This window comes from Pseudaestuariivita atlantica (assembly GCF_001205715.1).
GTDB classification, from domain to species: Bacteria; Pseudomonadota; Alphaproteobacteria; order Rhodobacterales; family Rhodobacteraceae; genus Pseudaestuariivita; species Pseudaestuariivita atlantica.
The window spans coordinates 78,464-103,185 of the sequence record NZ_AQQZ01000008.1 but is presented as its reverse complement, the minus strand read 5'-3'; the positions used below and the strand labels follow the sequence as shown (position 1 = coordinate 103,185).

Below are 24,722 nucleotides of genomic sequence, written 5' to 3'. Positions count from 1 at the left end.
AGATGCCCTCTCTCAAGGACCTCAAAAACAGGATCGAGTCGGTCAAATCGACCCGCAAGATCACCAAGGCGATGCAGATGGTCGCCGCGGCAAAACTTCGGCGCGCCCAGGAGGCCGCCGAAAACGCCCGGCCCTATGCAGAACGCTTCAACGCCGTGATGGCGCAGCTTGCTGCGTCGGTCGGCACATCCGAAGGCGGTCCCAGGCTTCTGGCCGGGACCGGCTCGGACAAGGTGCACCTTCTGGTGGTGATGACGGCGGAACGCGGCCTCTGCGGCGGCTTCAACTCCAACATCGCCAAGCTGGCCCGCGCCCGCGCGCAGGACCTGCTGGCCGAGGGCAAGACGGTCAAGATCCTGACGGTCGGCAAGAAAGGCCGCGACCAGCTGAAACGCGATCTCGGCGATCACTTCGTCGGTCACGTGGACCTGAGCGAAGTCAAGCGCATCGGCTATGCCGACGCGCAAGGCGTCGCGCAGGACGTGCTGGCGCGCTTCGACGCGGGCGAGTTCGACGTGGCCACGATCTTCTACTCGAAGTTCGTCAACGTCGTGACGCAGGTCCCGACCGCCCAGCAGATCATCCCCGCCGCCTTCGAGGCGGAGGAGGACGCGGGCACCGCGACCGTCTATGACTACGAGCCCGGCGAAGAGGAAATCCTCGCCGACCTGCTGCCGCGCGGCGTTGCCACGCAGATCTTCTCGGGTCTGCTGGAAAACGGCGCCTCGGAACAGGGGGCCCGGATGTCGGCGATGGACAACGCCACGCGCAACGCCGGTGAAATGATCGACAAGCTGACGATCGAATTCAACCGGTCGCGTCAGGCGGTCATCACCAACGAGCTGATTGAAATTATCTCGGGCGCCGAGGCGCTCTAAGGACTGGAGAGACGACACATGGCAAATGCAGTCGGCAAAATCACGCAGGTCATCGGCGCTGTCGTTGACGTGCAATTCGAGGATCACCTGCCCGAGATCCTGAACTCGCTGAACACGGACAACAACGGCAAGAACCTGGTTCTCGAAGTGGCGCAGCACCTCGGTGAGAACACCGTCCGCGCCATCGCGATGGACGCCACCGAAGGCCTCGTGCGCGGCCAGTCGGTGACCGACACCGGCGGCCCGATCTCGATCCCCGTCGGCAACGCGACGCTGGGCCGGATCATGAACGTCGTGGGTGAACCCGTGGACGAGAAGGGCGAGATCAAGGCGTCGGAAACCCGCGCCATCCACCAGGACGCGCCGGACTTCGCCGCGCAGTCGACGGAATCGGAAATCCTCGTCACCGGCATCAAGGTCGTCGACCTGCTGGCGCCTTACGCAAAAGGCGGCAAGATCGGCCTCTTCGGCGGCGCCGGCGTGGGCAAGACGGTTCTGATCATGGAACTGATCAACAACATCGCCAAGGTGCACTCGGGCTACTCGGTGTTCGCGGGCGTGGGTGAACGGACCCGCGAAGGCAACGACCTGTATCACGAGATGATCGAATCCGAGGTCATCAAGCCCGACAACCTCGAAGACAGCCAGGTGGCGCTGGTCTACGGCCAGATGAACGAGCCTCCGGGAGCACGTATGCGCGTGGCCCTGACCGGCCTAACGCTGGCCGAACAGTTCCGCGACCAGTCGGGTACGGACGTTCTGTTCTTCGTCGACAACATCTTCCGCTTCACGCAAGCCGGGTCCGAGGTGTCGGCGCTTCTGGGCCGTATTCCTTCGGCCGTGGGCTACCAGCCGACGCTGGCGACCGACATGGGCGCGATGCAGGAACGCATCACCTCGACCAAGGCCGGTTCGATCACCTCGGTGCAAGCGGTCTACGTCCCCGCGGACGACCTGACCGACCCCGCACCGGCAACCTCGTTCGCCCACCTCGACGCCACGACCGTTCTGTCGCGCGCAATCTCCGAGCTGGGCATCTACCCGGCCGTGGACCCGCTCGACTCGACCTCGCGTCTGATGGACCCGGCTGTCGTGGGTGAAGAGCACTACGGCGTGGCCCGTGACGTGCAGGGTATCCTGCAACGCTACAAGTCGCTGCAGGACATCATCGCCATCCTCGGGATGGACGAACTGTCGGAAGAGGACAAGCTGACCGTGGCCCGCGCCCGGAAGATCCAGCGCTTCCTGTCGCAGCCGTTCGACGTGGCGAAGGTCTTCACCGGCTCCGACGGTGTGCAGGTGCCTCTCGACGTCACCATCGACTCGTTCAAGCGCGTTGTCGCCGGCGAATTCGACCACCTGCCCGAAGCGGCGTTCTACATGGTTGGCGGCATCGACGAAGTCATCGCCAAGGCAGAGCGCCTCGCTGCCGAAGCGGCCTGAGCCAGCAGCGACCGGGTCGGGTGAGATCACCCGACCTACGACAATGACGTGCCAGATGTAGGTCGGATGATATCATCCGACCTACCGGCAAGGAGACGAACATGGCAGACACGATGCAATTCGACCTCGTCAGCCCCGAGCGCAGCCTCGCCTCGCTTGCGGTGACCGAGGTGCAGATCCCCGGCGCGGACGGCGATTTCACCGCGATGGCGGACCACGCCCCCGTGATCTCGACCCTGCGGCCCGGCATCCTGACGGCCACCGGCCCCGACGGGTCCAAGCGTTACGCGGTGACCGGCGGTTTCGCCGAGGTCAACGCGGCCGGCGCCTCGGTCCTGGCCGAACGCGCCGTGCCCGCCGACGACATGACGGCGGACGAGATGGCGACGCTGATCGCGGCTGCCGAAGCGGCGGCAAACGGTGCCTCGGGCGCCGATGCGGATCTCGCCAACAAGGCGCTGGCCGACCTGCAGGCGCTCAAGGCCGAGCTGGGTCTCTGACCCGGTAACAGCCTGACCCGGCGGCATTTTCGCCGCGGTGGCCGGACGGCGACCGTAACAGGAATGCAACGACGAACGGGCCCTCTGGGGCCCGTTTCTTGTTTCGGCCCGGCGTGTCGTTTATCACCGCTCGCCGGGGAGACGGGGAACCAGCAAGACCTATGAAGATCTTTACGGGGCGCCATATCGCGATGGATCAGGGTCGGGTCGACCTCTTTTCCGATTTCGAGGATGGCGGGGAAATGTGGACCGGCTCCGGCGACCGCGAGCGCCGCCGCACCATCGTCTTTGCGGAACCCTTCGGCGAAGAGCCGATGGTGCACGTGTCGCTGTCACTCTGGGACATGGACAGCCGCTCCAACGCCCGCGCCGAGGTCCGCGCCGACAGGATCAGGAAGGACCGGTTCGACGTGGTCTTCTCCACCTGGGGCGACAGCCGCATCGCGCGCGTGCACGTGTCATGGCTCGCCATCGGCGCGCTGGCCAGCGACGACGACTGGGACGTCGGGTAGGCATATCCCCGTCGCCTCGGGCGGCGGGAAGTGCCGGGTTTTCAGGAACTTGCGAACTGCCGGGGCAGGGGCCGTCAGGCCGAATACATGCCTTCGTAGATCGGCTTCAGCGTCTCGGTCTCGAACAGCGACGACACCGACTGGCCCGACCAGATGTTCAGGATCGCCTGCGCGAAGATGGGTGCCGTGGGAACGATCCGGATGTCCTTGGTCGCGCGCACCTCGTCGGTGGCGGCGATCGAGTCGGTGATGACCAGCGACTTCATCACCGACTTGCTGATCCGTTCGCAGGCCGGGTCGGACAGGACGCCGTGGGTGATGTAGGAATGGACTTCCTTGGCGCCGCTCTCCATCAGCGTCTCCGCTGCCTTGCAGAGCGTTCCGGCGGTGTCGCAGATGTCGTCCACGATGATGCAGACCTTGTCCGTGACGTCCCCGATCACCGTCATCTCGGCCACTTCGCCGGGCTTCTCGCGCCGCTTGTCGACGATCGACAGGGGGGCGTTGATCCGCTTGGCCAACTCCCGCGCCCGCGCCACGCCGCCCACGTCCGGCGAGACGACCATCAGCTCGTCCATCCGCCCCTTGAACTGGTGCGCCACGTCCAGCGCGAAGACCGGCGAGGCATAGAGGTTGTCGACCGGGATGTCGAAGAAGCCCTGGATCTGGGCCGCGTGCAGGTCCATCGTCAGCACCCGCTCGATCCCCGCACCCACCAGCATGTTCGCCACCAGCTTGGCGGTGATCGGCGTGCGCGCCTTGGTGCGGCGGTCCTGACGGGCATAGCCGAAATAGGGGATCACCGCCGTGATCCGCTGCGCCGACGACCGCCGCAGCGCGTCGGCCATGACCAAGAGCTCCATCAGGTTGTCATTGGCCGGGTTCGACGTCGATTGCAGGATGAACATGTCCTCGCCGCGCACGTTCTCGAACACCTCGACGAACACCTCGCCGTCATTGAACCGTTCGACCCGCGTCTTGACCAGCTCGACCCGGCTGCCGCGATGGATCGACATCCGCCGCGCGATCGCCGCCGACAATTCTGGGTTGGCATTGCCGGTAATGATCTTAGGTTCGGACGTGGATGGCATGGCAGAGGCTCCCCGGGCGCTCGGATGTGACGGATTCGGTCACTTGCGGGTGCCTTAACATGGGGGCCAGCCTCGTCAAACCCGCAGAACGGACGGAGCCCGCACATGGCGCATATCGATTTTTTCTTCGCGACACTTTCGCCCTATTCCTACCTCGCCGGCACCCGGCTGGAGGAGATCGCGGCGCGTCATGTCGCGACGATCACCTACAAGCCGCTCGACGTGATCGCGCTCTTCGGGCGGACCGGCGGCACGCCCCCCAAGGACCGCCACCCGTCGCGGCAGGAATACCGCCTGATCGAGCTGGAACGGCAATCGCGGAACACCGGCCTGCCGCTGAACCTCAAGCCCGCCCACTGGCCCACCAACGCGGCCCCCTCGTCCTACGCGCTGATCGCGGCGCAGAAGGCCGGTGGCGGTGACATGGGCGCGCTGGCGCATGGCCTCCTGCGCGCCTGCTGGGCAGAGGAGAAAGACATCGCGCAGGACGACGTGATCGCCGATTGCCTCACCGCCGCGGGGTTCGATCCCGCGCTGGCGACCTCCGGCATGCTGGCCGGGGCCGAGGAATACGAGGCCAACCTCGAAGAAGCCGTCAACCGCGGCGTCTTCGGCGCGCCCTTCTACATCACCGATGACGGGGCGCGGTTTTGGGGGCAGGACCGGCTCGACGATCTCGACGCGCATCTCGGGCGCGGCTGATGCAGCTTCACTGGCAGCGATTGGGCGACGCGCCGCGCGTCGCCGTGGCGGTGCATTGCTCGCTCGCGCACGGGCGGTCGTGGAGCGCGGTGGCGCAGATGATGGGCGGGCGGCTCGCGGTCGAGGCTTGCGACATGCCCGGCCATGGCCGCTCTCCCGGCTGGTCCGACGCGGAGGGCGAGATCCAGGGCCTGACCGCCCGCGCCGTCATCGACCGGATCGAGGGGCTGGGCGGCCCCGTGCCCCTTATCGGCCATTCCTTCGGCGGCACGGTCGCCCTGCGGGTTGCGCTCGACCGGCCCGACCTCGTGTCGCATCTGGTGCTGCTCGAACCGGTGATGTTCGCCGCCGCCTTCGGCGTCGTGCCCGGCGCGCGGGAGCGGTACGAGGCCACCTTCGCGCCCTTCGCCGCCGCGATCGCGGCGGGTGACCGGATGGAGGCGACGCGGGTCTTCACCACGCTCTGGGGCGGCGGCGTGCCGTGGGAGGCCTTGCCGCAAGCGCAGCGCGAGGCGATGGCGGCGCGCATCCACCTCGTTGTGGCGGGCAATCCCGGCATTGTCGAGGACGTGGGCGGTATCCTCGCGCCCGGCCGGCTCGAAGCGCTCGATCTGCCGGTTCTGCTGATGGACGGCGCCGCGTCCCCGCCGGTGATCGACGACATCCAGCGCGCGCTTCACGCCCGCCTGCCGCGCGCGCGGCGCCTGACGGTGCCCGGCGCCGGCCACATGCTGCCCCTGACCCACGCCCGAGCCGTGGCCGACGGCATCCTGGCGCTGAACGAGGAGCGGGCGGAGGTCTAAGCCTCCTGACTCTGCTTGGCGCCCGTCCGAACATTACCGCAGGTCGCCGCGACTCCCCCGCGCGGAATCAAGGCCGCAGGCCGCCGCGCATCGACGGGCCGCCCCCCGGCACGTCGATCTGGTTGGTCTTGGCGCATCGCTGGACCGTTTTGCGGGTTTGCCGGGATAAAGTGCGCAGCGGAGAGGTCGGTTCGACGCACCGCGGCCCGTCTGCAATGTCAGTGCTGTTGGGCCTGCGTGGACTGGAGGCTACAAACCGCCTCGCATCTGCCGCGGCTCCCCGCGCGGAATCAAGGCCGCAGCCCGCCGCGCATCCGCCGCTACTCCCCGCGCGGAATAAAGGGCTTCAGCCCGCCGCGCTTCGACGGGCCGCCCCCCGGCACGTCGAACTGGCTGATCTTGGTGCACCGCCGGGGCATCACACGGACTTGGCAACCATTAAGCGATCAGCAAAACCGCCGGTTCGACGCACCGCGGCCCGTCTACCCCTGTCCCTCGAAGACACGAAACCCCGAACACCCGGCAAACAAACCGCCCGCCCGAATCGCTGCCTACCTGCCACCGATCTTCGGCTCTTCCCCGCTCCGCAGACGCGCGATGTTGGCGTTGTGCCGGACATAGACGATCACCGCCAGCGCAAGGCTCAGCAGGACCGCGCTGCCATGCCCCAGAAGCAACGCCCAGACGGGCGACAGCCCCGCCGCCACCAGCGCGGCGAGCGAGGAGTAGCGGAAGGCGGCGGCGATCACGAGCCACGTCGCGCAGGCCGCGATCCCCACGGGCCAAGCCAGCGCCAGCACGATGCCAAGGAACGTCGCCACGCCCTTGCCGCCCTTGAACCCCAGCCAGACGGGGAAGCAATGGCCGAGGAAGGCCATCAAACCAGCCAGTTGCGCGGCATCCTCTCCCGCCAGCCAGCGCGCCAGCAGCACCGCCACCACGCCCTTGCCGCCATCCAGCAGCAGGGTCAGGAATGCCGCCTTCCGGTTGCCGGTCCGCAGGACGTTGGTGGCGCCGATATTGCCCGACCCGACCTTGCGCAGGTCGCCCAGCCCGAAGGCGCGGGAGACCAGCACGCCGAACGGGACCGACCCCAGGAGGTAGCCGATCGCGGCCCATAACAGGAGGATCGTGGTGGCAGAGGTGATCTCGGGCATAATGGTCAGTCCCTTTCGTGGACAAGCGCGCCCGCGACCCATGTCTGCAGGACCCGGCCCTGCATCCGCTGGCCGTCGAACGGCGTGTTCTTGCATTTCGATTGCAGCTCCGCGCGGTCCAGCACGAAGGGCGCGTCCGGGTCGAACAGCACAAGGTCGGCCGGCGCGCCCGGCTCGAGCCGCCCGGCCTCCAGCCCCAGCCGCCGCGCCGGGTTCAGCGACAGCGCCCGCCACAGGTGCGGCAGCTCGATGCCCTCGGAATGGTGCAGCCGCATGGCGGCGGGCAGCAGGGTCTCCAGCGCCACCGCGCCCGAGGCCGCGGCCTCGAACGGCAGGCGCTTCGATTCCTCGTCCTGCGGGGTGTGCATGGAGTGGATCATGTCGATGGTGCCGTCCCGCAGCGCCTCGATCACCGCCTGCCGGTCGTCCTCGTCCCGCAACGGCGGCTTGACCTTGAAGAAGGTCCGGTAATCGGCCACGTCGAGCGCGTTGAGGGTCGCATGGTGGATCGACACGCCCGCCGTCACGTCCAGCCCCGCCGCCTTGGCGCGGGTCAGGGCCGGCAGGGCGGCGGCGGTGGTGACCTGGTCGGCATGGTAGCGCACCCCCGTCATCTCGACGAGCGCGAGGTCCCGCTCAAGCCCCATCCGCTCGGCCATCGGCGAGACGGCGGGCAGGGCGCGCAGGGTGGCGAACTTGCCCGAGGTCGCGGCGGCCCCGTCCGACAGGACCGGCTCCTGCGGGTGCCCGATCACCAGCGCGCCAAGGCCCGCCGCATAGGCCAGCGCGCGGGCCAGCACCTTGGTGTCCTGCACCACCGCGTCGCAGTCGGTGAAGGCCACGGCACCGGCATCGGCGAGGAACCCGATCTCGGCCATCTCGCGGCCCGCGCGGCCCTTGGTCAGGGCCGCCATCAAGAGGACGTTGACCCGCGCCTCGCCGGCCCGGCGCAGCGCGAATTCGAGCGTTTCGGGGCTGTCGATGGCGGGGTCGGTGTCGGGGCGGGTGACCATCGTGGTGACCCCGCCCGCCGCCGCCGCCCGGCCCGCCGAGCGGTAGCTTTCGAGGTGCCGCGCCCCCGGTTCGCAGACCTTGACCCCGATATCGACGATGCCGGGGGCGAGGCAGCGGCCCCGGCAATCGAGGTTTCGCGCGCGAAACTCTGGTGGAGTTTCAGTATCTTGCGTTAAGACTTCCTTAATCCTTCCGCCCTCGATCAGGAGCGTGCCGGGCGTGTCGGTGCCCGCTTCGGGGTCGATCAGGCGTGCGTTGGAAAGGGCGGTGGGGTGCGTCGTCATGCGCGGCCTCGCTGGATGTCGCGGAACAGGCGATAGACGGTGTCGCCGTCGGGAATGCGGTCGAACCTGACCGGGGTGCTGCGGGTGCCGGACTTGGCCTGCCGGTATTCGGCGGCGAAGTGGATCGAGCCGGGATCGCCGTGGTCGTAATGCAGCGCCGTTTCCGGCGTGATCGGGTAGGATTTCAGCCGCCGCCCCATCAGGGGCATGTCGGTGGCAATGAAGGCGCGGCGGTTGGTCAGCGTGTACCACGTGTGTCGCCGCACCCATGCGGGCCAGACCACCGGCCCGGCGAGGATGCCGAGGCCGACGGCGAAGTGCAGAAGCCCGAACATCCAGAACCCGCCACCGGCGCGCGAGGCCATCACCATCCAGAACAGCGCGAAGCCCGCGAAGAAGAGGCCGAAGGCGCTGGTCAGCAGGTGGCGGGCGGCAAAGGCGACACGGCCATCGGGGCGGCCCTGCCACAGGATCTCTTCTCCCGTGTCGAGGATCCCCTCCCATCCGGGGGGCGGTGGCGGTGTTGTCATCTTCGGTCGCTCCGGCCCTTCGCGCCTTCGTATGTGCCGCATCGGGCGGTGCGTGGCAATCCGGGTGATGCGGGGGAGGGGATCGAACGTGGTTGCTGGGCGCATGCGCGGAATCAAGGGCTTCAGCCCGCCGCGCTTCGACGGGCCGCCCCTACGGCACGTCGATTTGGTTGGGCTGGGTGCGTCGCTGGGGCGGAGTGCGGGCTTTGCAGGGATAAAGTGAGCAGCGGCGAGGTCAGATCGACGCGCCGCGGCCCGTCTGGGACGTTTGTGTTGTGAGACAGCGCGGAATCAAGGGCTTCAGCCCACCGCGCATCCGTTGCCCGGCAGTCGATTTTTCAGCGGAAAATCGATGAGAGGGGATGGGCCGACCCGCGCTCTATCAGCTGTGCAGTGAAAATGCGCGGAATCAAGGGCTTTAGCCCGCCGCGCATCGACGGGCCGCCCCCCGGCACGTCGATTTGGTTGGTCTGGGTGCGTCGCTGGGGCGGTTTGCGGGTTTGGCGGCGGTAAAATGAGCAGCGGTGAGGTCGGGTCGATGCGCCGCGGCCCGTCTGGGAGGTTTGTGCTGTGGGCCTGCGCGGAATCAAGGCCGCAGGCCGCCGCGCATCGACGGGCCGCCCCCACGGCACGTCGATCTGGTTGGGCTGGGTGCGTCGCTGGGGCGGGGTGCGGGGTTGCAGGCATAAAGTGCGCGGCGGTGAGGTCGGATCGACGCGCCGCGGCCCGTCTGAGAGGTCGGCGCTGCCGGCCGCGATTATCGTGCGCCGTCCCCGCTCAGAACGACACGAAAACCGGCAGCACCGACGCGATCAGCAGCAGCGCGGCCAGCGCGACGCAGAGCCACAGCCAGCGGGAGATGCGCGGACCGGCGGCGGGCGGGACATCGGGCGGAGGGACATGGCCCTCGGCCCCGGCGCTGCGCAGGGGGGTCAGGTCGATCCGGGCGTTCTCTTCGGTCAGCGTCACCACGTGGTTGAGCGGCGGGCGGGGTGTGAGCGTGACGGCCCGGCCTCCGAACCCGGCGGCACGGACCACCACCGCGTGGCTGATATTGCCGAGATCGGCAGAATGGGGCGCCACGTCTTCGGCGGCGACGCCCATCCCCTCGACAAGGTAGCCCGCGAGGCCGAGATCGCCGAGCACGGCGGTGTCGAAGGTCTCCACCTGCGCCGGGTCGGGCCGTGCGCCCAGAAGGTCGGCCAGCGCGTCGGCGTCTTCGAGGAGCCGCTTCGCCTCGGCCGCCGGGAGGTCGAGCGAGAAGACGTCGATCCGGCCGGGAGCGTGGGCGGGGATGGAAAGGGTGGTCATCGGGCGGCCTCCTGTGCGGCGCGGATGCGGTCACGCACGGCACGGGGCCGGTCGACATAGGCCATCGTCACCGCGGTGCCGCCACGCAGGCGCAGGACGAGGGAGGTGAAGAAGCGTGGGTGCATCGATGTGATCTCGGTCAGGGAGAGGGCATAGGCCCCTTCCTCCTCAACCGGGTTCTCGTAGATCAGTTCCGTGGGCGTGAGCGTCCATGTCGCGCGCGCGTGCCGCCGCCACTGGGAGAAATCGTCGAGCGCGAACATGGTGGCGAGCGTCAGCACCACGGCGAAGGCGAGCGTCGCGCCGCCGCCGATCCACGGCCAGCCGGGCGTCAGCAGCACGAAGGTGATCACGAAGAGCCCCGCCAGCCGGATCACGAAGGCGCGGGGCGAGGCGCGCCAGACGGCCAGCGGCCTCGTCATGCGGTGACGGGCCGGGGCCGGGCGCGGAGGTTGCGGGCCAGAAGGTCCATCGCGGCCATGCGCACGGCGACGCCCATTTCCACCTGTTCGGTGATGACCGAGCGGGTGATGTCGTCAGCGATCTGGCCGTCGATCTCGACCCCGCGGTTCATGGGGCCGGGATGCATGACGATGGCGTCGGGTTTGGCGTGGCGCAGCTTGTCGGCGTCGAGCCCGTAGCGGTGGTAATATTCCCGTTCGGAGGGGATGAAGCCGCCATCCATGCGTTCCTTCTGGAGGCGCAGCATCATCACCACGTCGGCATCCTTGAGGCCCTCGGCCATGTCGTGGGTGACCTCGCATCCGAACTGGTCGATGCCCGAGGGCAGGAGCGTCGGCGGGCCGACGAGGCGGACGCGGTTTTCCATCTTGCCCAGAAGGATCAGGTTCGACCGGGCGACGCGGCTGTGGGCGATGTCGCCGCAGATGGCGATGGTGAGGCGGTGGAGCCGGCCCTTGGCGCGGCGGATCGTGAGCGCGTCGAGCAGCGCCTGCGTGGGGTGTTCGTGCCGCCCGTCGCCCGCGTTCAGGACCGCGCAGTTCACCTTCTGCGCGAGCAGGTCGACGGCGCCGGAATGTGGGTGGCGCACGACCAGCAGGTCGGGATGCATGGCGTTCAGCGTCAGCGCGGTGTCGATCAGCGTCTCGCCCTTCTTCACCGACGACGACTGCATCGCCATGTTCATCACGTCCGCGCCGAGGCGCTTGCCCGCGATTTCGAACGAGGCCTGGGTGCGGGTGGAGTTTTCAAAGAACATGTTGATCTGGGTGAGCCCCGCGAGCGCGTCGCCGCGTTTCGACCCGCGATTGAGCGCGGCGTACTGGTCGGCGAGGTCGAGCAGCGCGGTGATCTCGGCCGGGTGAAGCGGTTCGATCCCGAGGAGGTGGTTCTGGCGGAAGGTCATGGGCGTCCTGTCGTGGCCGTTGCGCCCTTATAGCGGCACCGGCGCGGGCGGCAAATCGCGGGAGCCTCCGGCGGACATATTTTCCGAAGAGAAGAAGCATGGAGGGTGGCGCGGGGATGGCATAAGGTGCGCGGCATGGAGATGGACTCGCATCAGGCGCTGGCGGCGCTGGCATGGCAGATCGAGCTTGGCGCGGATGTCGCGGTGGGCGAGGCGCCGGTGGATCGCTATGCGCTGCCCGACAGGATGCCGGGGGCGCGGGCGCCTGCGAAACCGGCGCAGGGCGCGGCCGCGAAGGCGCCGGTGGCCGCGCCGCCAGTGGTGGCGAGCGACCCGTTGGCGGAGGCCGAGGCGCTGGCGGCGGGAGCGCGGGACCTGCCCGCGCTGGAAGCGGCGCTGGCGGGGTACGAGCATTGCGAGTTGAAACGGGGCGCGCGCAACCTTGTCTTTGCCGACGGTATGCCGGGAGCGCGGCTGATGATCGTGGGGGAGGCTCCGGGCCGGGACGAGGACCGGGAGGGCAAGCCTTTCGTCGGGCGGGCGGGGCAGTTGCTGGACAGGATGCTGGCGGCGATCGACCTGGACCGCGCAGAGAGCGTTTATATCACCAACGTCCTGCCGTGGCGGCCGCCGCAGAACCGTGACCCGAAGCCCGAAGAGATCGCCATGATGCAGCCCTTCCTGCGCCGACACATCGCGCTGGCGAAGCCGGAGGTGCTGGTCGCCGTGGGCAACCATGCCTGCCACGCGCTGCTGGGCAAGCGCGGCATCCTGCGGCTGCGCGGCCACTGGACCGAGGCCGAGGGCCTGCCGTGCCTGCCCATGACCCATCCCGCCTACCTGCTGCGCAACCCCGCCGCCAAGCGCGAGGCCTGGGCCGACCTGCTGGAAATCCGCGCGAAGCTGGAGGCCGCCGCGCCATGAGCCGGATCGACGAAAGCCGCGCCTTCATCCCCGTGCGCATCGCCGTCCTCACCGTGTCGGACACCCGGACCGAGGGCGATGACCGGTCGGGCGACACGCTGGTAGCAAAGCTGACCGGGGCGGGCCACGAACTGGCCGCGCGCGCCATCGTCACCGATGACCGCGACCGCATCGCCGACCGCCTGCGCGCGTGGTGCGCCGACCCGGCAATCGACGTCGTCATCTCGACCGGCGGCACCGGCCTGACGGGGCGCGATGTGACGGTCGAGGCGCACAGGGACGTCTATGAAAAGGAGATCGACGCCTTCGGCACGGTCTTCACCCATGTCTCGATGGCCAAGATCGGCACCAGCGCGGTGCAATCCCGCGCCACGGGCGGTGTCGCCATGGGCACGTACCTGTTCGCGTTGCCGGGATCGCCCGGCGCCTGCAAGGATGCATGGGACGAGATCCTGAGCCTGCAACTGGACTACCGCCACCGCCCCTGCAACTTTGTCGAGATTTTCCCGCGATTGTCCGAACATGAGCGACGGAAATGACGCTCGCGCGCGTTTGAACACGCGAACGCTTGGCCCTGCTTTGGCAAGGCCTACCTACTAGGGTTAAGATCGCGCGAAAGGATCAAAACCACGATGCGCTTCCTGCGACATTCCCTGACCGGGCTGTTCCTGGTCTCGTTGACGCTTGGCCTGCTGGTCTGGGCGGGCACGATGGTGTCGGGTGCCTTGCAGGAACGCATGGCGCGCGAGGGCCGTGCAGCGGAGCCGCGTGAGCGGGTCTTCGCGGTCAACGTCACCACCGCCACGCCGCAGACGATCACGCCCGAATTGCAGACCTTCGGAGAGGTGCAGGCGCGGCGCACGCTGGACGTGCGGGCGGCGGCGGGGGGCACGGTGGTGGCCCTGTCGGACAATTTCGTCGAAGGCGGGCAGGTCGCGGCGGGCGAGGTGCTGGTGCAGATCGACCCAAAGGATGCCGAACTGGCGCTGGAGCGGGTGGCGGCGGACCTGTCGGATGCCGAGGCCGAGGTGCGCGAGGCCGAACGCGCGCTGGCGCTGGCGCGGGACGAGTTGGGCGCGGCGGAAGAACAGGAAGAGTTGCGCGCCAAGGCGCTCGACCGGCAGAACCAGCTGACCACGCGGGGCGTGGGCACGGCGGCCAACCAGGAGGCGGCGGAACTGGCGCTGTCCACCGCGCGGCAATCGGTGCTGACCCGCAGGCAGGCGCTGGCGCAGGCCGAGGCGCGGGTGAACCAGGCCGCGACCCGGCTGGCCCGCACCCGCATCGCCGAGGCCGAGGCGCAGCGGCGCATCGACGATCTGCAGATCCGCGCGCGGTTCGATGGCACCCTGACGGGCGTGTCGCTGGTCGAGGGCGGGCTGGTCAGCGCCAACACGCTGCTTGGCCAGTTGATCGACGCCGGCGCGCTGGAAGTCGCGTTCCGGGTGTCCACCGCGCAATATGCGCGGCTTCTGGATGATGCCGGGCGGCTCGGGTCCGCGCCGGTGCGGGTGACGCTGGACGTGTTCGGCACCGATCTTGAGGCCACCGGCACCCTGTCGCGCGATTCCGCCGCGGTGGGCGAGGGGCAGACCGGGCGGCAGGTGTTCGCGAGGCTGGATGCGGCGCCGGGGTTCAAGCCCGGAGATTTCGTGACCGTGGTGGTGGACGAGCCGGAGCTGGACCGGGTGGTGCGCCTGCCGGCCTCGGCCCTGAACGCGGCGGACGAGGTGCTGGTGCTGGGCGATGACAGCCGGCTGGAGGCGATGCCCGTGACGCTGCTGCGCCGGCAGGGCGACGACGTGCTGGTGCGCGCGCCGGAACTGGCCGGGCGGCAGGCGGTGAACGAGCGCACGCCGGTTCTGGGCGCAGGTATCCGCGTGCGCGCGATCGAGCGCGGGGCGGATGGCGAGGCGCCCGCGGTGCCGGACGCGCCCGCGATGGTCGAGTTGACCGAGGAGCGGCGCGCGAAGCTGCTGGCCTTTGTCGAGGGCAACCAGCGCATGCCCGCCGAGGTCAAGGAGCGCATCCTTGGCCAGCTGGCGCAGCCGCAGGTGCCCGCGCGGGTGGTGGAGCGGCTGGAAAGCCGGATGGGGAGCTAGGCCGCCATGGTGCGCGAGGTCCCCGAGGCGGCGGGCGGGATCCTGGGATATTTCACCCGGCACCGGACGCTGGCGAACCTGCTCTTGGTCTTGATGCTGGCGGCGGGGGCGCTGGCCTTTCCGAACATGCGGGCGCAGTTCTTTCCCGACGTGGTGATCGACAACGTGACCGTCAGCGTCCAGTGGGACGGGGCGGGGGCCGAGGACGTGGATGCCGCCATCGTGCAGGTGCTGGAACCGGCGCTGTTGTCGGTCGAGGGCGTCGAGGAGAGCAGCGCCACCAGCCGCGAGGGGCGCGCGTCGATCACGCTCGATTTCGAGCCGGGCTGGGACATGGCGCGCGCCGCCGACGACGTGCAGTCGGCGGTCGACCAGGTCACCACGCTGCCCGAGGAGGCCGACGAGCCCAACGTGCGCAGGGGAACGTGGCGCGACCGGGTGACCGACGTGGTCATCACCGGGCCGGTGGATGTGGGCCAGTTGGGCCGGTTCGCTGACGAATTGGTGGCGCGGCTGTTCGCCAGCGGCGTGACGCGGACCACCATCCGGGGCCTCGCCGCGCCGCAGACGGTGGTCGAGGTGCCCTCGGCCCAGCTGATCGCGCATGACGTAACCATGGCCGAGATCGCCGAGGCGATCGCGGCGGAGGTCGATGCCGACCCGGCGGGCGACGTGGCGGGGGCCAATGCACGGGTGCGGACCGGCGTGGAAAAGCGCGGAGCGGACCAGATCGCGGCGATCGTCCTGCGCTCGAACCCCGACGGGTCGAAGCTGACGATCGGGGACGTGGCCGAGGTCCGCGAGTTCGGGATCGACCGGGAGCGCAGTTACTTCGTGGGCGACGCGCCCGCGATCTCGATCCGGGTGGACCGCAGCGACCGGGGCGATGCCATCGGCATCCAGGAGACGGTCGAGGAGGTCGCGGCGGAGATGCAGCTGTCGCTGCCGCAGGGTGTCAGCGTCGACCTGATCCGCACGCGGGCCGAGGCGATCAGCGGGCGGCTCAACATGCTTCTGGACAACGGGTTGCAGGGGCTGGGGCTGGTGGTGCTGCTGCTGTTTCTGTTCCTCAACGCGCGCACGGCCTTCTGGGTCGCGGCGGGGATCCCGACGGCCATGTTCGCCGCCGTGGCGCTGATGTACGCCTTCGGGATCACGTTCAACATGATCTCCCTCTTCGCGCTGATCATCACGCTGGGGATCGTGGTGGATGACGCCATCGTGGTGGGCGAACATGCCGACTGGCGCTATCGCACCCTGCGAGAGCCGCCCGTCATCGCCGCCGAGAACGCCGCGCGGCGCATGGCGATGCCCGTCTTCTCGGCCACGCTGACGACGATCATCGCCTTTTTCGGCCTGACGGCGGTGGGCGGGCGGTTCGGCGACCTGATCGCCGACATCCCGTTTACCGTGATCGTCGTTCTGACGGCGAGCCTGATCGAGTGTTTCCTGATCCTGCCCAACCACATGTCCCACGCCGTGGGTGCCACCGAAAAGCAGCACTGGTACGACCTGCCGAGCCGGGTGGTGAACCGGGGCTTCGAATGGGTGCGCGAGACGCTGTTCCGGCCCTTCATCGCGGGCGTGATCTGGGCGCGCTACGTGGTGATCGCGGGCACCGTCGCGGTGCTTGCCAGCCAGGCGGCGCTGTTCATCGACGGCACCGTGCAATGGCGGTTCTTCAACGCGCCGGAACGGTCCTCGGTCACCGGCAACTTCGCCATGGCCGAAGGCGCCACCCGCGCCGACACGCTGGCGATGATGCAGGAGATGCAGCGCGCCACCAACGAACTCGCCGCAGAGTACGAAGAGAAATACGGGCGCAACCCCCTGTCCTTTGTCATCGCCGAGATCGGCGGCAATGCGGGCCGGGGCCTGTCGGGCACCGACACCAAGGACGAGGACCTTTTGGGCGGTATCTCGATCGAGCTGATCGACGCGGACCTGCGGCGCGACTATTCCGCCTTCGGCTTCGTCGCCGACCTGCAGGACCGCGTCCGCCGTCACCCGCTGGTCGAAACCGTCAGCTTCCGGGGCTGGCGGCAGGGGCCGGGTGGCGATGCGCTGGACGTGCAGTTCTATGGCGCGGATGCGGACTCGCTCAAGGCCGCGTCCGAGGCGCTGAAGCTCGCGGTGTCGCAATATCCCGAAGTGTCGGCGGTCGAGGACAACCTGGCCTATGACAAGGAGGAACTGATCCTCGAACTGACACCGCAGGGGCAGGCGCTGGGCTTTACCATCGACGCGCTGGGCCGGGTGCTGCGCAACCGGCTGGGCGGGATCGAGGCGGCGACCTATCCCGTCGGGCCGCGATCGGCCGAGATCCGGGTGGAACTGCCGGCGGGCGAGTTGACCGCCGATTTCCTTGAACGCACCCAGTTGCGCACGCCCGAGGGCGCCTATGTCCCGCTTGCCGATATCGTGAGTGTCGAGCGTCGGTCGGGCTTTTCCACCGTTCGGCGGGAGAACGGGCTGCGGCTGATCTCGGTCACCGGAGACATCTCCGAAGACGATCCCGCCCGCGCGGCAGAGATCACCGCCGCGCTGACCGACGACATCCTGCCCACCATCGCCGAGGAGCAGCAGGTCGATTACCGCGTCGCGGGGCTGAGCGAGCAGGAGGACCGGTTCCTCGCCGATGCGCGTACCGGACTGATCCTTGTGCTGACGGGGATCTACCTTGTGCTGGCCTGGGTCTTTGCCAGCTGGACGCGGCCGCTGGTGGTCATGGCGATCATTCCCTTCGGCCTTGTCGGCACGATCTGGGGGCACAATTACCACGGCGTGCCGCTGAGCATGTTCACGGTGGTGGGGCTGCTGGGGATGACGGGGATCATCATCAACGATTCCATCGTGCTGATCACCCAGATCGACCGGTACGCCAAATCGCGCGGCATCATCCCGTCGATCATCGACGGCGCGGTGGACCGGTTGCGGCCCGTGATGCTGACCACGCTGACCACGGTACTGGGCCTTGCGCCCTTGCTGAACGAGGGGTCGGTACAGGCGCAGTTCCTCAAACCCACGGTCATCACCCTGATCTATGGCCTCGCCTTCGGGATGGTGCTGGTGCTTCTGGTGGTGCCGTCGCTGGTGGCGATCCAGGTCGATCTGCAGCGGTTGCGGCAGACCTACATGCGCGGGCTGCGGTTCCGGGCGCGCGGTCCGCGGCTGGTGCTGTGGGGCGCGACGGCGCTGGCGCTGGCATGGGGTGCGCTGACGCTGGGCTGGGTGGCCGCGACGGGCGCGCTGCCCGCGCCGCTGGCCGCGATCAGCGGCGGGGCGCTGGCGGGCATGGCGGGCGCGTTCGCGCTGTTCGCCGGGGGCCTCGCCGTGGCGCTATTGCTGGTCTACGGAGCGGCGGTGCTGGCGCAGGTGCGGCAGGGCGGGCGCGGGTCAGAAGCCTGAGCATCCCCGTATGTCGACCGCGTGGTTCGACCCGATCACGGTCAGCCGCAATTCCTGCCGCGACAACAGGAACGTGCCGCCGTCGACGTGATAGACCCGCGAGGTCGCCGACAGGCGTTTGCCCTGCCGGTCGGTCGCGGCCTGCGTGACGTAAAGCTGCGGGTCGGAGGGTTCGATCACCACCGCCTCGGGCGCCCCGGCAGAGGGCAGGTCGATCGCCGCCTCGATGGAAAGCCCGCCTTCGATCGGGCGGATGCGGCAGCGCGCGGCGGTGACGCCGGCCTTGCCTGCCGCCAGCGGCTGGTCGGAGAGGGCGGCGGAGATTTCGGGCATGCGCGACCCGCCGGCGGGCAGCGCCGCCGCGACCTTCAGCGTCGTGGGGACGCAGATGTCGCTGCACACGCCGATCTGCACCTTGCCTTTCAGTTGGACGGGTGCGGAAGGATCGCGGACCGCGATGGCCAGCGGCAGCACCACCTTGTCGTAATACCCGATGGACTGGCTGCCCAACTGGTCGAAGACGCGCGGCGTCGGCCAGACGACGCGGACCGAGGACAGGTTGCGCGACCCGCGCCACGAGAATTCCGGCGGGATGCCCGCCTCTCCCGGCACGCGCCAGTAGGTTTTCCACCCCGGTGCGAGGGTCAGGCGCAGGCCCGCGACATGGGTACCGTCGGCCTGCCGCCATCCGGGCAGGACATCGACCGACACGATTCGGTCGAGCTTGGTTTGCGCAAAAGCAAGGGTTGCCGACAGCAAACCTACTATTGTGCAAAAAAGTAAAACCGCGCGTTGCATGTTAGCGTATTGCCTCATCGTTCGGGTGTGGCCAATTCACAAATCGGTCAGGTGATTCACGGATTTGGCGCTAATTAGCGTCACTATTGCCTTGCATTGGGGCGGTTGTGATTACATCCTGACACAAATGTTGACGAAGCATTCCGTTTGTCATGATTTCGAGTTGGTTGGGGGACCGGCGTGAGGTTGGCAGGAAGAATTTTGATCGCCATGCCGTCCATGACGGATTCGCGGTTCGAGAAGTCGGTGGTCCTGATCGTTGCCCATTCAGATGACGGGGCGATGGGGCTTATCGTGAACAAGCCCAACAGTGCGGGATGCCTGAAGACCCTGCTGTCGCAGCTTGAAATCGCCAATGATGCGGTGGACCCCGAGGAAGTGATCTATTTCGGTGGCCCGGTCGAGACCGGGCGCGGGTTCGTGCTGTACGGCGAGGGCTACGAGACGGACGCGCCCACGGTCGAGATGCCGGGCGGGTTCCGCATGACCGCGACGATGGATGTGCTGGAAGATATCGGCGCGGGCCGGGGACCGGGGGAGCGGATCGTGGCGCTGGGCTATTCCGGCTGGTCGCCCGGCCAGTTGGAAGGCGAGATCCAGCAGGATGGCTGGCTGGTGGCCGACGCGCCGGCGGAGCTTGTTTTCGGCGCCGACAACGGCAGCAAGTGGACGGGCGCACTGAAACTGCTGGGGATCGACGGGCTGAACCTGTCGTCGGGCGTGCGCGGGCGGGCCTGACGGCACCATTCCTAACGCGGCGCGGCGGCGCGGCGCAGCCGATCGTTGATCGCCCGGCCCAGCCCCTGATCGGGCACCGGCGCCACCGCCGCGCGGGTCACGCCCATCGCATCGAGGTCGTGCAGGCGCGCGAACAGCGTCGCCGCGGCCTCGGCAAGGTCACCGCTTTCCGACAGCGATAGGTCCGCAGGGCCGGGGCCGAAGCCGAGATAGGTCTCTCCCGGCTGCGGCGCGGCGGCGTTCAGGCGCAGATGCGCGCGGGGCGCGTAATGCGAGGCGAGTTGGCCGGGGGCGGTGATGGTGGAGGTTTCGGGCGGCAGGGGCGCGCTGCCCAGCACGCGGGCCACGTCCTCGGCCGTCACGCCACCTTCGCGCAGCATGCGCGCGGGCGGGCCGGGGTCGAGGATGGTCGATTCCACGCCCACGGGGCAGGGGCCGTCATCCAGCACCGCCGCGATCCGCCCATTGAGCCCCGCCAGCACATGCGCCGCCGTGGTCGGGCTGATCCGGCCCGAAGGGTTGGCCGACGGCGCCGCCACCGGAACCCCGGCCTCGGAGAGCAGCGCCCGCGCAACGGGCGCGGCGGGCACGCGCACCGCGAGCGTCTGAAGCCCCGCCGTCACCAGCGACGAGATGCCGTGACCGTGCGCGAGCGGCAGGACCAGCGTCATGGGACCGGGCCAGAAGGCCCCGGCCAGCGCCTCGGCGGCATCCGACCATTGCACGTGCCGGCGCGCCGCCGCCGCATCCGGCACATGCACGATCAGCGGGTTGAAACTGGGCCGGCCCTTGGCGGCATAGATCGCCGCGACGGCCTCCCCGTTGGTGGCATCGGCGCCGAGGCCATAGACCGTTTCGGTCGCGAACGCGACGAGCCGCCCGTCGCGCAGAAGGCGCGCGGCGTGGCCGATTCCGGCGGGTGTGGAGGCAAGAAGAAGCGTTTCGGAGGACATCGCGGAGTGTGACGTGGCGTCTGGTTTGATGTGGCCCGACAGGTGGATAGGTTAGGCGCAGAGTTGCATACATGGCCCCCTTGCCCCCGGCAAGGCGCGGGCCGATTTCGAAAAGGATCGCCTGTCATGCCCTATCGCGCCCCCGTCGACGAATACCGCTTCCTGTTCGAACATGTCGTGGGACTGGACGAGGTCACCGCGACCGACCGCTATGCCGAAGCCTCCGACGACCTGGTCGGCGCGATCCTCGGCGAGGCGGGCAAGATGTGCGAAGAGGTCCTGTCGCCGCTGCAGCGTCCCGGTGACCTGCACCCCGCCGTGCTGGAAAACGGGGTCGTGCGCACCTCTCCCGGTTATGCCGAGGGCTACCAGGCGATTGCCGATGGCGGCTGGGTCGCCATCGCGGCGGACCCGGAATACGGCGGCATGGGCCTGCCGATGACCGTGACCACCGCCGTGAACGAGATGATGGCGGCGGCGTGCCTGTCGCTGCAGCTGAACCCCTTGATGACGCAGGGCCAGATCGAGGCGCTGGAACACCACGCTTCCGACGAGTTGAAGGCGCTGTACCTGCCCAAGCTGATCTCGGGCGAGTGGTCGGGCACGATGAACCTGACCGAGCCGCAGGCGGGCAGCGACGTGGGCGCGCTGCGCACCAAGGCGGAGTCGAACGGAGACGGCACCTACAGCATCACGGGGCAGAAGATCTATATCTCGTGGGGCGACAACGATTTCACCGGCAACGTGTGTCACCTGGTTCTCGCCCGTCTGCCCGACGGCGCTCCGGGGACCAAGGGGATCAGCCTGTTCATGGTGCCGAAGCTGTTGCTCAACGACGACGGGGAGCCGGGCGTGGCCAACAGCCTCAAGGTCGTGAGTCTTGAACACAAGATGGGCCTGCACGGGTCGCCCACCGCCGTGATGCAATACGATGGCGCGACCGGCTGGCTGGTCGGGCCGGAACACGGCGGCATGAAGGCGATGTTCACGATGATGAACAACGCGCGCCTGGGTGTCGGCGGGCAGGGGATCGGGGTGGCCGAGGGCGCCTACCAGCACGCGCTGGCCTATGCGCAGGACCGCACGCAGGGCCGCACGCCCGTGGATGGCGGGACCGGCACGATCATCGACCATGCCGACGTGCGCCGGATGCTGGCGACGATGAAGGCGGAAATCTTTGCCGCGCGGGCCATCGCGCTGGCCTGTGCCAAGGCGATCGACATGGGCAATGCCACGGGTGACGCGGGCTGGGTGGCGCAGGCGGCGCTGCTGACGCCGATCGCCAAGGCGTTCGGCACCGAAACCGGCCTGCGCGTCAGCGAGATGGGCGTGCAGGTGCATGGCGGCATGGGGTTCGTCGAGGAGACGGGTGCGGCGCAATATTACCGCGACGTGCGGGTGACGGCGATCTACGAGGGCACCAACGGCATCCAGGCGATGGACCTCGTGGGGCGCAAGATGATGGATGGCGGCGAGGCCGCGTTCCGCCTGCTGGACGAGATGGAAGGCTTTGCCGAAAGCGCGCGCGAGGCGCTGCCGGACCTGGCCGACAAGGTCTGGCAGTCCTGCGAGACCCTGCGCGAGACGACCGAGGCGCTGGCGGCGGAAGAGAACCTGAACGCCCGCTTCGGCGGCGCGGTGCCGTTCCTGCACGGCTTTGCCCGTGTGCTGGGCGGCTATTACCACCTGCGCGCGGCGCGGGCGGGTGGCGCGGGAAGCGCGGCGGAGAAACTGGCGCGGCTGTATATCCAGCGCCTGTTGCCGCAGCATGTGGGCCTTCTGACCGAGGCGCGCGTGGGGGCGGAAGACCTGTACGCGCTGGAGCCGGCCGACCTGATGCCGGCATGAAGGACGCGCCCGAGGGCCTGCGCTATCCTTTCGCGGAGCCGCCCGAGCCGGGCGGCTGGCGGGAGGTGGCAGAGGGCATCCTGTGGGCGCGCCTGCCGCTGCCGATGGTGCTGGACCACGTCAACGTCTACCTGCTGGACGAGGGCGACAGCTGGACTCTGATCGACACCGGGCTGCATTCGAAGAAGACGATCAGGATGTGGGAGGCGTTGCTCGCCGGGCCGTGCGGTGGCCGGCCCGTCTCGCGCGTGATGGTCACGCATCATCACCTCGATCACGTCGGCTGTGCCGGGTGGTTCCAGGAGCGGGGCGCCGAGTTGTGCATGACGCGCACCGCGTGGCTGATGGCGCGGATGCTGCAGTTGGACCTGCAGGAGCGCTATACCCCCGAAGCGATTGCCTTTTACCGCGGTGCCGGCATGGATGCCGGGGTGCTGGAGAAGCGCAGCAGGGAGCGGCCCTTCAACTCTGCCGATGGCGTGCACGCGATGCCTCTGGGCTTCACGCGGCTGGTTGAGGGGCAGGGCCTGCGCATGGGCGGGCGCGACTGGGTGGTGCGGCTGGGCGACGGTCACGCGCCGCGCCACGCGACGTTCTGGTCGGATGACGTGGTGCTGGCGGGCGACCAGATCCTGCCAACGATCAGCCCCAATATCGGCGTCTACCCGACCGAACCCGATGCCGACCCGCTGGAGGACTGGATCGCCGCCTGCCGCAGGCTCGCGCCGCATGCGCGGGAGGAGCATCTGGTGCTGGGCGGCCACAAGCTGCCCTTTACCGGGTTGCCGAAGCGGATGGAGATGCTGGAGGACAACCACCATTCGGCGCTGAACCGCCTGCGCGCTCACCTGTCCGAGCCGCGCACGGCGGGGGAGTGTTTCCCGCCGCTTTTCAAGCGCCGGATCGGCGAGGGCGAATACGGGCTGGCGCTGGTGGAATCGGTCGCGCATTGCAACCATCTGTGGCACAAGGGCGAGGCGACCCGCACCCGGCGAGACGACGGGGCGTGGGTGTTCCACGTGGCAGGGGGATGAGCGCGGCATGGACGGCGAGATCGAGACGGCGGCGGAAATCGCCGAGAACGCGGTCCTGAACCGCCGGTTCGAGGCCTGCCCCGAAAGCGGAAAGACCGAGGAGCGCGCGGTGCCCGAGGACATCGCGCAGCACGCGACGCGCAGCCCGGCGCAATGGGCCTATGAACGGCTGATCCTGTATATCCAGAACTTCGAGGAAACGCTGGATTCCGAGCACGAGGTCGCGATGGGGTTCGCGGGTGGCGATGCGGGCATCCTGCGGATCGAGGGGATGGGGTATTTCGAACCCGACCTGATCACCTTCACCGGGTCCGATCCGACGGGCGCGCGCACGCAACTTGTCCAGCATGTGAGCCAGCTGTCGGTGCTGATGCGCGCGGTGCCGAAACTGCCCGACCACGTCGAGCCGGTCCGCATCGGGTTCCGGCTGGCGAAAGGGCTCGATCCCAAGGCCTGACCGGGACCAAACGCCACGCGCCGAACTGCATCTGACCCCCGTGACACTGCCTGCGGGATGGCGTAGAGGTACCTGCAAATTCGGAACCGGTTATCGGAGGGCGCGACATGGCCAAACACAAGCATGGTGAAATGGACATCACCGAACAGGAAAAGACATTCGAAGGCTTCGTGAAGTGGAGCATGTGGGTCGCCGTCGTGTCCGTCGGCCTTATCATCTTTGCCGGGCTCGTGAACGGCTGATGGATCGCCGCGCCTTTCTTCTGCTGATGCCCGGAGCGGTGGCGGCCTGCGCCGCCGGGCCGCGTGATCTGGTGTCGCCCGAAGAGGTGGCGGCGGCGAAATACGTGCACGGCGCGCCCTATTCGATCACGCTTCTGACGATGATCAACAACCGCACCGGCGGGGGCGCGCACAGCTCCATCATGATCAACGCGCCGTCGCAGCGCGTGATCTTCGATCCCGCCGGGTCCGTCCGGCACCCGCGGATCGTCGAGCGCGAGGACGTTCTGTACGGCGTTACGCCGCAGATTGTGGATTTCTACGAACGCGCCCATGCGCGCGAGACCTATCACGTCGTGATCCAGAACAAGCCGGTGCCGGGCGAGGTTGCGGAACAGGCATTGCGGCTGGCCGAGGCCAAGGGCGCGGCCCCGCAGGCCTTCTGTTCGAACTACACCTCGTCCATCCTTGTCCAGTTGCCGGGGTTCGACAGTATCCGGCCGACCTTCTTTCCCAAGAAGCTGATGGAGCAATACGGCGCGCTGCCCGGCGTGACCGAGCGCAAGCTGTTCGAGAACGACGCGGACGACAAGCAGATCGCCATCGACGCGTTCCAGGGCTGAGGCCCGTGGCGCGCCGGGCCACCCC

Annotated in this window: 25 protein-coding genes; 16 read left to right on the top strand and 9 right to left on the bottom strand. The window is 68.5% G+C overall.

Translation table 11 applies throughout. The features are described from left to right. The first annotated feature begins 2 nt into the window (after window positions 1-2). The 4 genes from ATO11_RS16365 (at window position 3) to ATO11_RS16350 (ending at window position 3,333) form a co-directional block, all read left to right on the top strand. Window positions 3-878, top strand: coding sequence for a F0F1 ATP synthase subunit gamma (locus ATO11_RS16365; RefSeq protein ID WP_050531989.1), 876 nt, complete (start codon window positions 3-5; stop codon window positions 876-878). Window positions 879-896: 18 nt separating this feature from the next. Continuing rightward, the gene (gene atpD / locus ATO11_RS16360; RefSeq protein WP_050531988.1) at window positions 897-2,321 is read left to right on the top strand and encodes a F0F1 ATP synthase subunit beta; all 1,425 of its coding nucleotides are present in this window, start codon (window positions 897-899) and stop codon (window positions 2,319-2,321) included. Between the two features lie 101 nt (window positions 2,322-2,422). Continuing rightward, window positions 2,423-2,821 (top strand): F0F1 ATP synthase subunit epsilon, encoded by a 399-nt coding sequence (locus tag ATO11_RS16355; RefSeq protein ID WP_050531987.1) that lies wholly within the window; start codon window positions 2,423-2,425, stop codon window positions 2,819-2,821. Between the two features lie 161 nt (window positions 2,822-2,982). After that, a complete protein-coding gene (locus ATO11_RS16350) occupies window positions 2,983-3,333 on the top strand; it encodes an H-type lectin domain-containing protein (protein ID WP_050531986.1) in 351 nt (116 codons plus the stop codon). 74 nt (window positions 3,334-3,407) lie between these two features. On the opposite strand, the gene ATO11_RS16345 is transcribed toward ATO11_RS16350, so the two are convergent. Then, window positions 3,408-4,424, bottom strand: coding sequence for a ribose-phosphate pyrophosphokinase (locus ATO11_RS16345; protein WP_050531985.1), 1,017 nt, complete (start codon window positions 4,422-4,424; stop codon window positions 3,408-3,410). Window positions 4,425-4,529: 105 nt separating this feature from the next. Here ATO11_RS16345 and ATO11_RS16340 point away from each other — a divergent pair, with 105 nt between their 5' ends. Together ATO11_RS16340 and ATO11_RS16335 are read left to right on the top strand one after the other, a co-directional pair. Beyond that, window positions 4,530-5,126: a 2-hydroxychromene-2-carboxylate isomerase gene (locus ATO11_RS16340; protein WP_050531984.1), complete on the top strand. Its 597-nt coding sequence runs from the start codon at window positions 4,530-4,532 to the stop codon at window positions 5,124-5,126. Further along, window positions 5,126-5,929 (top strand): alpha/beta fold hydrolase, encoded by an 804-nt coding sequence (locus ATO11_RS16335; RefSeq protein WP_050531983.1) that lies wholly within the window; start codon window positions 5,126-5,128, stop codon window positions 5,927-5,929. The genes ATO11_RS16340 and ATO11_RS16335 overlap by 1 nt, the downstream gene beginning before the upstream one ends. A gap of 551 nt (window positions 5,930-6,480) precedes the next feature. Here ATO11_RS16335 and plsY read toward each other — a convergent pair. The 6 genes from plsY to ATO11_RS16305 all read right to left on the bottom strand — a co-directional run bounded on the left by plsY (window position 6,481) and on the right by ATO11_RS16305 (window position 11,591). Further along, window positions 6,481-7,086: a glycerol-3-phosphate 1-O-acyltransferase PlsY gene (gene plsY, locus ATO11_RS16330; protein ID WP_050531982.1), complete on the bottom strand. Its 606-nt coding sequence runs from the start codon at window positions 7,084-7,086 to the stop codon at window positions 6,481-6,483. 5 nt (window positions 7,087-7,091) lie between these two features. After that, window positions 7,092-8,384 (bottom strand): dihydroorotase, encoded by a 1,293-nt coding sequence (pyrC, locus tag ATO11_RS16325; protein WP_050531981.1) that lies wholly within the window; start codon window positions 8,382-8,384, stop codon window positions 7,092-7,094. Beyond that, window positions 8,381-8,914: a hypothetical protein gene (locus tag ATO11_RS16320; RefSeq protein ID WP_050531980.1), complete on the bottom strand. Its 534-nt coding sequence runs from the start codon at window positions 8,912-8,914 to the stop codon at window positions 8,381-8,383. Before ATO11_RS16320 ends, pyrC begins: the two co-directional genes overlap by 4 nt. A gap of 777 nt (window positions 8,915-9,691) precedes the next feature. Then, complete coding sequence (locus tag ATO11_RS16315) at window positions 9,692-10,225, bottom strand: hypothetical protein (protein WP_050531979.1); 534 nt, start codon at window positions 10,223-10,225, stop codon at window positions 9,692-9,694. Further along, entirely contained in the window at window positions 10,222-10,647 is a 426-nt protein-coding gene (locus ATO11_RS16310; protein ID WP_050531978.1) for a hypothetical protein, read from the bottom strand. The genes ATO11_RS16315 and ATO11_RS16310 overlap by 4 nt, the downstream gene beginning before the upstream one ends. Next, window positions 10,644-11,591 (bottom strand): aspartate carbamoyltransferase catalytic subunit, encoded by a 948-nt coding sequence (locus tag ATO11_RS16305; protein WP_050531977.1) that lies wholly within the window; start codon window positions 11,589-11,591, stop codon window positions 10,644-10,646. Before ATO11_RS16305 ends, ATO11_RS16310 begins: the two co-directional genes overlap by 4 nt. A 135-nt stretch (window positions 11,592-11,726) precedes the next feature. Here ATO11_RS16305 and ATO11_RS16300 point away from each other — a divergent pair, with 135 nt between their 5' ends. The 4 genes from ATO11_RS16300 (at window position 11,727) to ATO11_RS16285 (ending at window position 18,025) form a co-directional block, all read left to right on the top strand. Further along, entirely contained in the window at window positions 11,727-12,515 is a 789-nt protein-coding gene (locus ATO11_RS16300) for a uracil-DNA glycosylase (RefSeq protein ID WP_050531976.1), read from the top strand. After that, window positions 12,512-13,054: a molybdenum cofactor biosynthesis protein B gene (gene moaB / locus ATO11_RS16295; protein ID WP_050531975.1), complete on the top strand. Its 543-nt coding sequence runs from the start codon at window positions 12,512-12,514 to the stop codon at window positions 13,052-13,054. Before ATO11_RS16300 ends, moaB begins: the two co-directional genes overlap by 4 nt. A 93-nt stretch (window positions 13,055-13,147) precedes the next feature. Then, window positions 13,148-14,617 carry an efflux RND transporter periplasmic adaptor subunit gene (locus ATO11_RS16290; protein ID WP_050531974.1) on the top strand — a complete coding sequence of 490 codons (1,470 nt, stop codon included), beginning with the start codon at window positions 13,148-13,150 and terminating at the stop codon, window positions 14,615-14,617. Between the two features lie 6 nt (window positions 14,618-14,623). Beyond that, on the top strand, window positions 14,624-18,025 hold the full coding sequence (locus tag ATO11_RS16285) for an efflux RND transporter permease subunit (RefSeq protein WP_050531973.1): 3,402 nt from the start codon (window positions 14,624-14,626) through the stop codon (window positions 18,023-18,025). On the opposite strand, the gene ATO11_RS16280 is transcribed toward ATO11_RS16285, so the two are convergent. Beyond that, window positions 18,014-18,736: a protein-disulfide reductase DsbD domain-containing protein gene (locus ATO11_RS16280; RefSeq protein ID WP_165586994.1), complete on the bottom strand. Its 723-nt coding sequence runs from the start codon at window positions 18,734-18,736 to the stop codon at window positions 18,014-18,016. The two genes, ATO11_RS16285 and ATO11_RS16280, sit on opposite strands and share 12 nt — an antisense overlap. 306 nt (window positions 18,737-19,042) lie before the next feature. Between ATO11_RS16280 and ATO11_RS16275 the strand changes: the two genes are divergently transcribed. Beyond that, entirely contained in the window at window positions 19,043-19,561 is a 519-nt protein-coding gene (locus tag ATO11_RS16275; protein WP_242601443.1) for a YqgE/AlgH family protein, read from the top strand. An 11-nt stretch (window positions 19,562-19,572) separates the two neighbouring features. Here ATO11_RS16275 and ATO11_RS16270 read toward each other — a convergent pair whose 3' ends face one another. Continuing rightward, window positions 19,573-20,514, bottom strand: a complete 942-nt coding sequence (locus ATO11_RS16270) for an L-threonylcarbamoyladenylate synthase (RefSeq protein WP_050531970.1) — start codon at window positions 20,512-20,514, stop codon at window positions 19,573-19,575. 126 nt (window positions 20,515-20,640) lie between these two features. Between ATO11_RS16270 and ATO11_RS16265 the strand changes: the two genes are divergently transcribed. The 5 genes from ATO11_RS16265 to ATO11_RS16245 all read left to right on the top strand — a co-directional run bounded on the left by ATO11_RS16265 (window position 20,641) and on the right by ATO11_RS16245 (window position 24,697). Then, a complete protein-coding gene (locus tag ATO11_RS16265; RefSeq protein WP_050531969.1) occupies window positions 20,641-22,362 on the top strand; it encodes an acyl-CoA dehydrogenase in 1,722 nt (573 codons plus the stop codon). Then, the gene (locus tag ATO11_RS16260; protein WP_050531968.1) at window positions 22,359-23,396 is read left to right on the top strand and encodes an MBL fold metallo-hydrolase; all 1,038 of its coding nucleotides are present in this window, start codon (window positions 22,359-22,361) and stop codon (window positions 23,394-23,396) included. Before ATO11_RS16265 ends, ATO11_RS16260 begins: the two co-directional genes overlap by 4 nt. A 7-nt stretch (window positions 23,397-23,403) precedes the next feature. Further along, entirely contained in the window at window positions 23,404-23,853 is a 450-nt protein-coding gene (locus ATO11_RS16255) for a DUF6173 family protein (protein WP_050531967.1), read from the top strand. Window positions 23,854-23,960: 107 nt separating this feature from the next. Then, the gene (locus tag ATO11_RS16250; protein ID WP_050531966.1) at window positions 23,961-24,095 is read left to right on the top strand and encodes an aa3-type cytochrome c oxidase subunit IV; all 135 of its coding nucleotides are present in this window, start codon (window positions 23,961-23,963) and stop codon (window positions 24,093-24,095) included. Then, window positions 24,095-24,697, top strand: coding sequence for a hypothetical protein (locus tag ATO11_RS16245; RefSeq protein WP_242601442.1), 603 nt, complete (start codon window positions 24,095-24,097; stop codon window positions 24,695-24,697). Before ATO11_RS16250 ends, ATO11_RS16245 begins: the two co-directional genes overlap by 1 nt. Window positions 24,698-24,722 lie beyond the last annotated feature (25 nt).

Coding starts and splice junctions, on each gene's coding strand:
- ATO11_RS16300 (WP_050531976.1), top strand. CDS start 11,727: ATGGAGATGGACTCGCATCAGGCGCTGGCGGCGCTGGCATGGCAGATC.
- ATO11_RS16355 (WP_050531987.1), top strand. CDS start 2,423: ATGGCAGACACGATGCAATTCGACCTCGTCAGCCCCGAGCGCAGCCTC.
- ATO11_RS16285 (WP_050531973.1), top strand. CDS start 14,624: ATGGTGCGCGAGGTCCCCGAGGCGGCGGGCGGGATCCTGGGATATTTC.
- ATO11_RS16290 (WP_050531974.1), top strand. CDS start 13,148: ATGCGCTTCCTGCGACATTCCCTGACCGGGCTGTTCCTGGTCTCGTTG.
- ATO11_RS16350 (WP_050531986.1), top strand. CDS start 2,983: ATGAAGATCTTTACGGGGCGCCATATCGCGATGGATCAGGGTCGGGTC.
- ATO11_RS16340 (WP_050531984.1), top strand. CDS start 4,530: ATGGCGCATATCGATTTTTTCTTCGCGACACTTTCGCCCTATTCCTAC.
- ATO11_RS16315 (WP_050531979.1), bottom strand. CDS start 10,225: ATGACCACCCTTTCCATCCCCGCCCACGCTCCCGGCCGGATCGACGTC.
- pyrC (WP_050531981.1), bottom strand. CDS start 8,384: ATGACGACGCACCCCACCGCCCTTTCCAACGCACGCCTGATCGACCCC.
- ATO11_RS16245 (WP_242601442.1), top strand. CDS start 24,095: ATGGATCGCCGCGCCTTTCTTCTGCTGATGCCCGGAGCGGTGGCGGCC.
- ATO11_RS16310 (WP_050531978.1), bottom strand. CDS start 10,647: ATGACGAGGCCGCTGGCCGTCTGGCGCGCCTCGCCCCGCGCCTTCGTG.
- ATO11_RS16305 (WP_050531977.1), bottom strand. CDS start 11,591: ATGACCTTCCGCCAGAACCACCTCCTCGGGATCGAACCGCTTCACCCG.
- ATO11_RS16335 (WP_050531983.1), top strand. CDS start 5,126: ATGCAGCTTCACTGGCAGCGATTGGGCGACGCGCCGCGCGTCGCCGTG.
- ATO11_RS16365 (WP_050531989.1), top strand. CDS start 3: ATGCCCTCTCTCAAGGACCTCAAAAACAGGATCGAGTCGGTCAAATCG.
- moaB (WP_050531975.1), top strand. CDS start 12,512: ATGAGCCGGATCGACGAAAGCCGCGCCTTCATCCCCGTGCGCATCGCC.
- ATO11_RS16320 (WP_050531980.1), bottom strand. CDS start 8,914: ATGACAACACCGCCACCGCCCCCCGGATGGGAGGGGATCCTCGACACG.
- ATO11_RS16255 (WP_050531967.1), top strand. CDS start 23,404: ATGGACGGCGAGATCGAGACGGCGGCGGAAATCGCCGAGAACGCGGTC.
- ATO11_RS16260 (WP_050531968.1), top strand. CDS start 22,359: ATGAAGGACGCGCCCGAGGGCCTGCGCTATCCTTTCGCGGAGCCGCCC.
- atpD (WP_050531988.1), top strand. CDS start 897: ATGGCAAATGCAGTCGGCAAAATCACGCAGGTCATCGGCGCTGTCGTT.
- ATO11_RS16345 (WP_050531985.1), bottom strand. CDS start 4,424: ATGCCATCCACGTCCGAACCTAAGATCATTACCGGCAATGCCAACCCA.
- ATO11_RS16250 (WP_050531966.1), top strand. CDS start 23,961: ATGGCCAAACACAAGCATGGTGAAATGGACATCACCGAACAGGAAAAG.
- ATO11_RS16275 (WP_242601443.1), top strand. CDS start 19,043: ATGACGGATTCGCGGTTCGAGAAGTCGGTGGTCCTGATCGTTGCCCAT.
- ATO11_RS16265 (WP_050531969.1), top strand. CDS start 20,641: ATGCCCTATCGCGCCCCCGTCGACGAATACCGCTTCCTGTTCGAACAT.
- plsY (WP_050531982.1), bottom strand. CDS start 7,086: ATGCCCGAGATCACCTCTGCCACCACGATCCTCCTGTTATGGGCCGCG.
- ATO11_RS16270 (WP_050531970.1), bottom strand. CDS start 20,514: ATGTCCTCCGAAACGCTTCTTCTTGCCTCCACACCCGCCGGAATCGGC.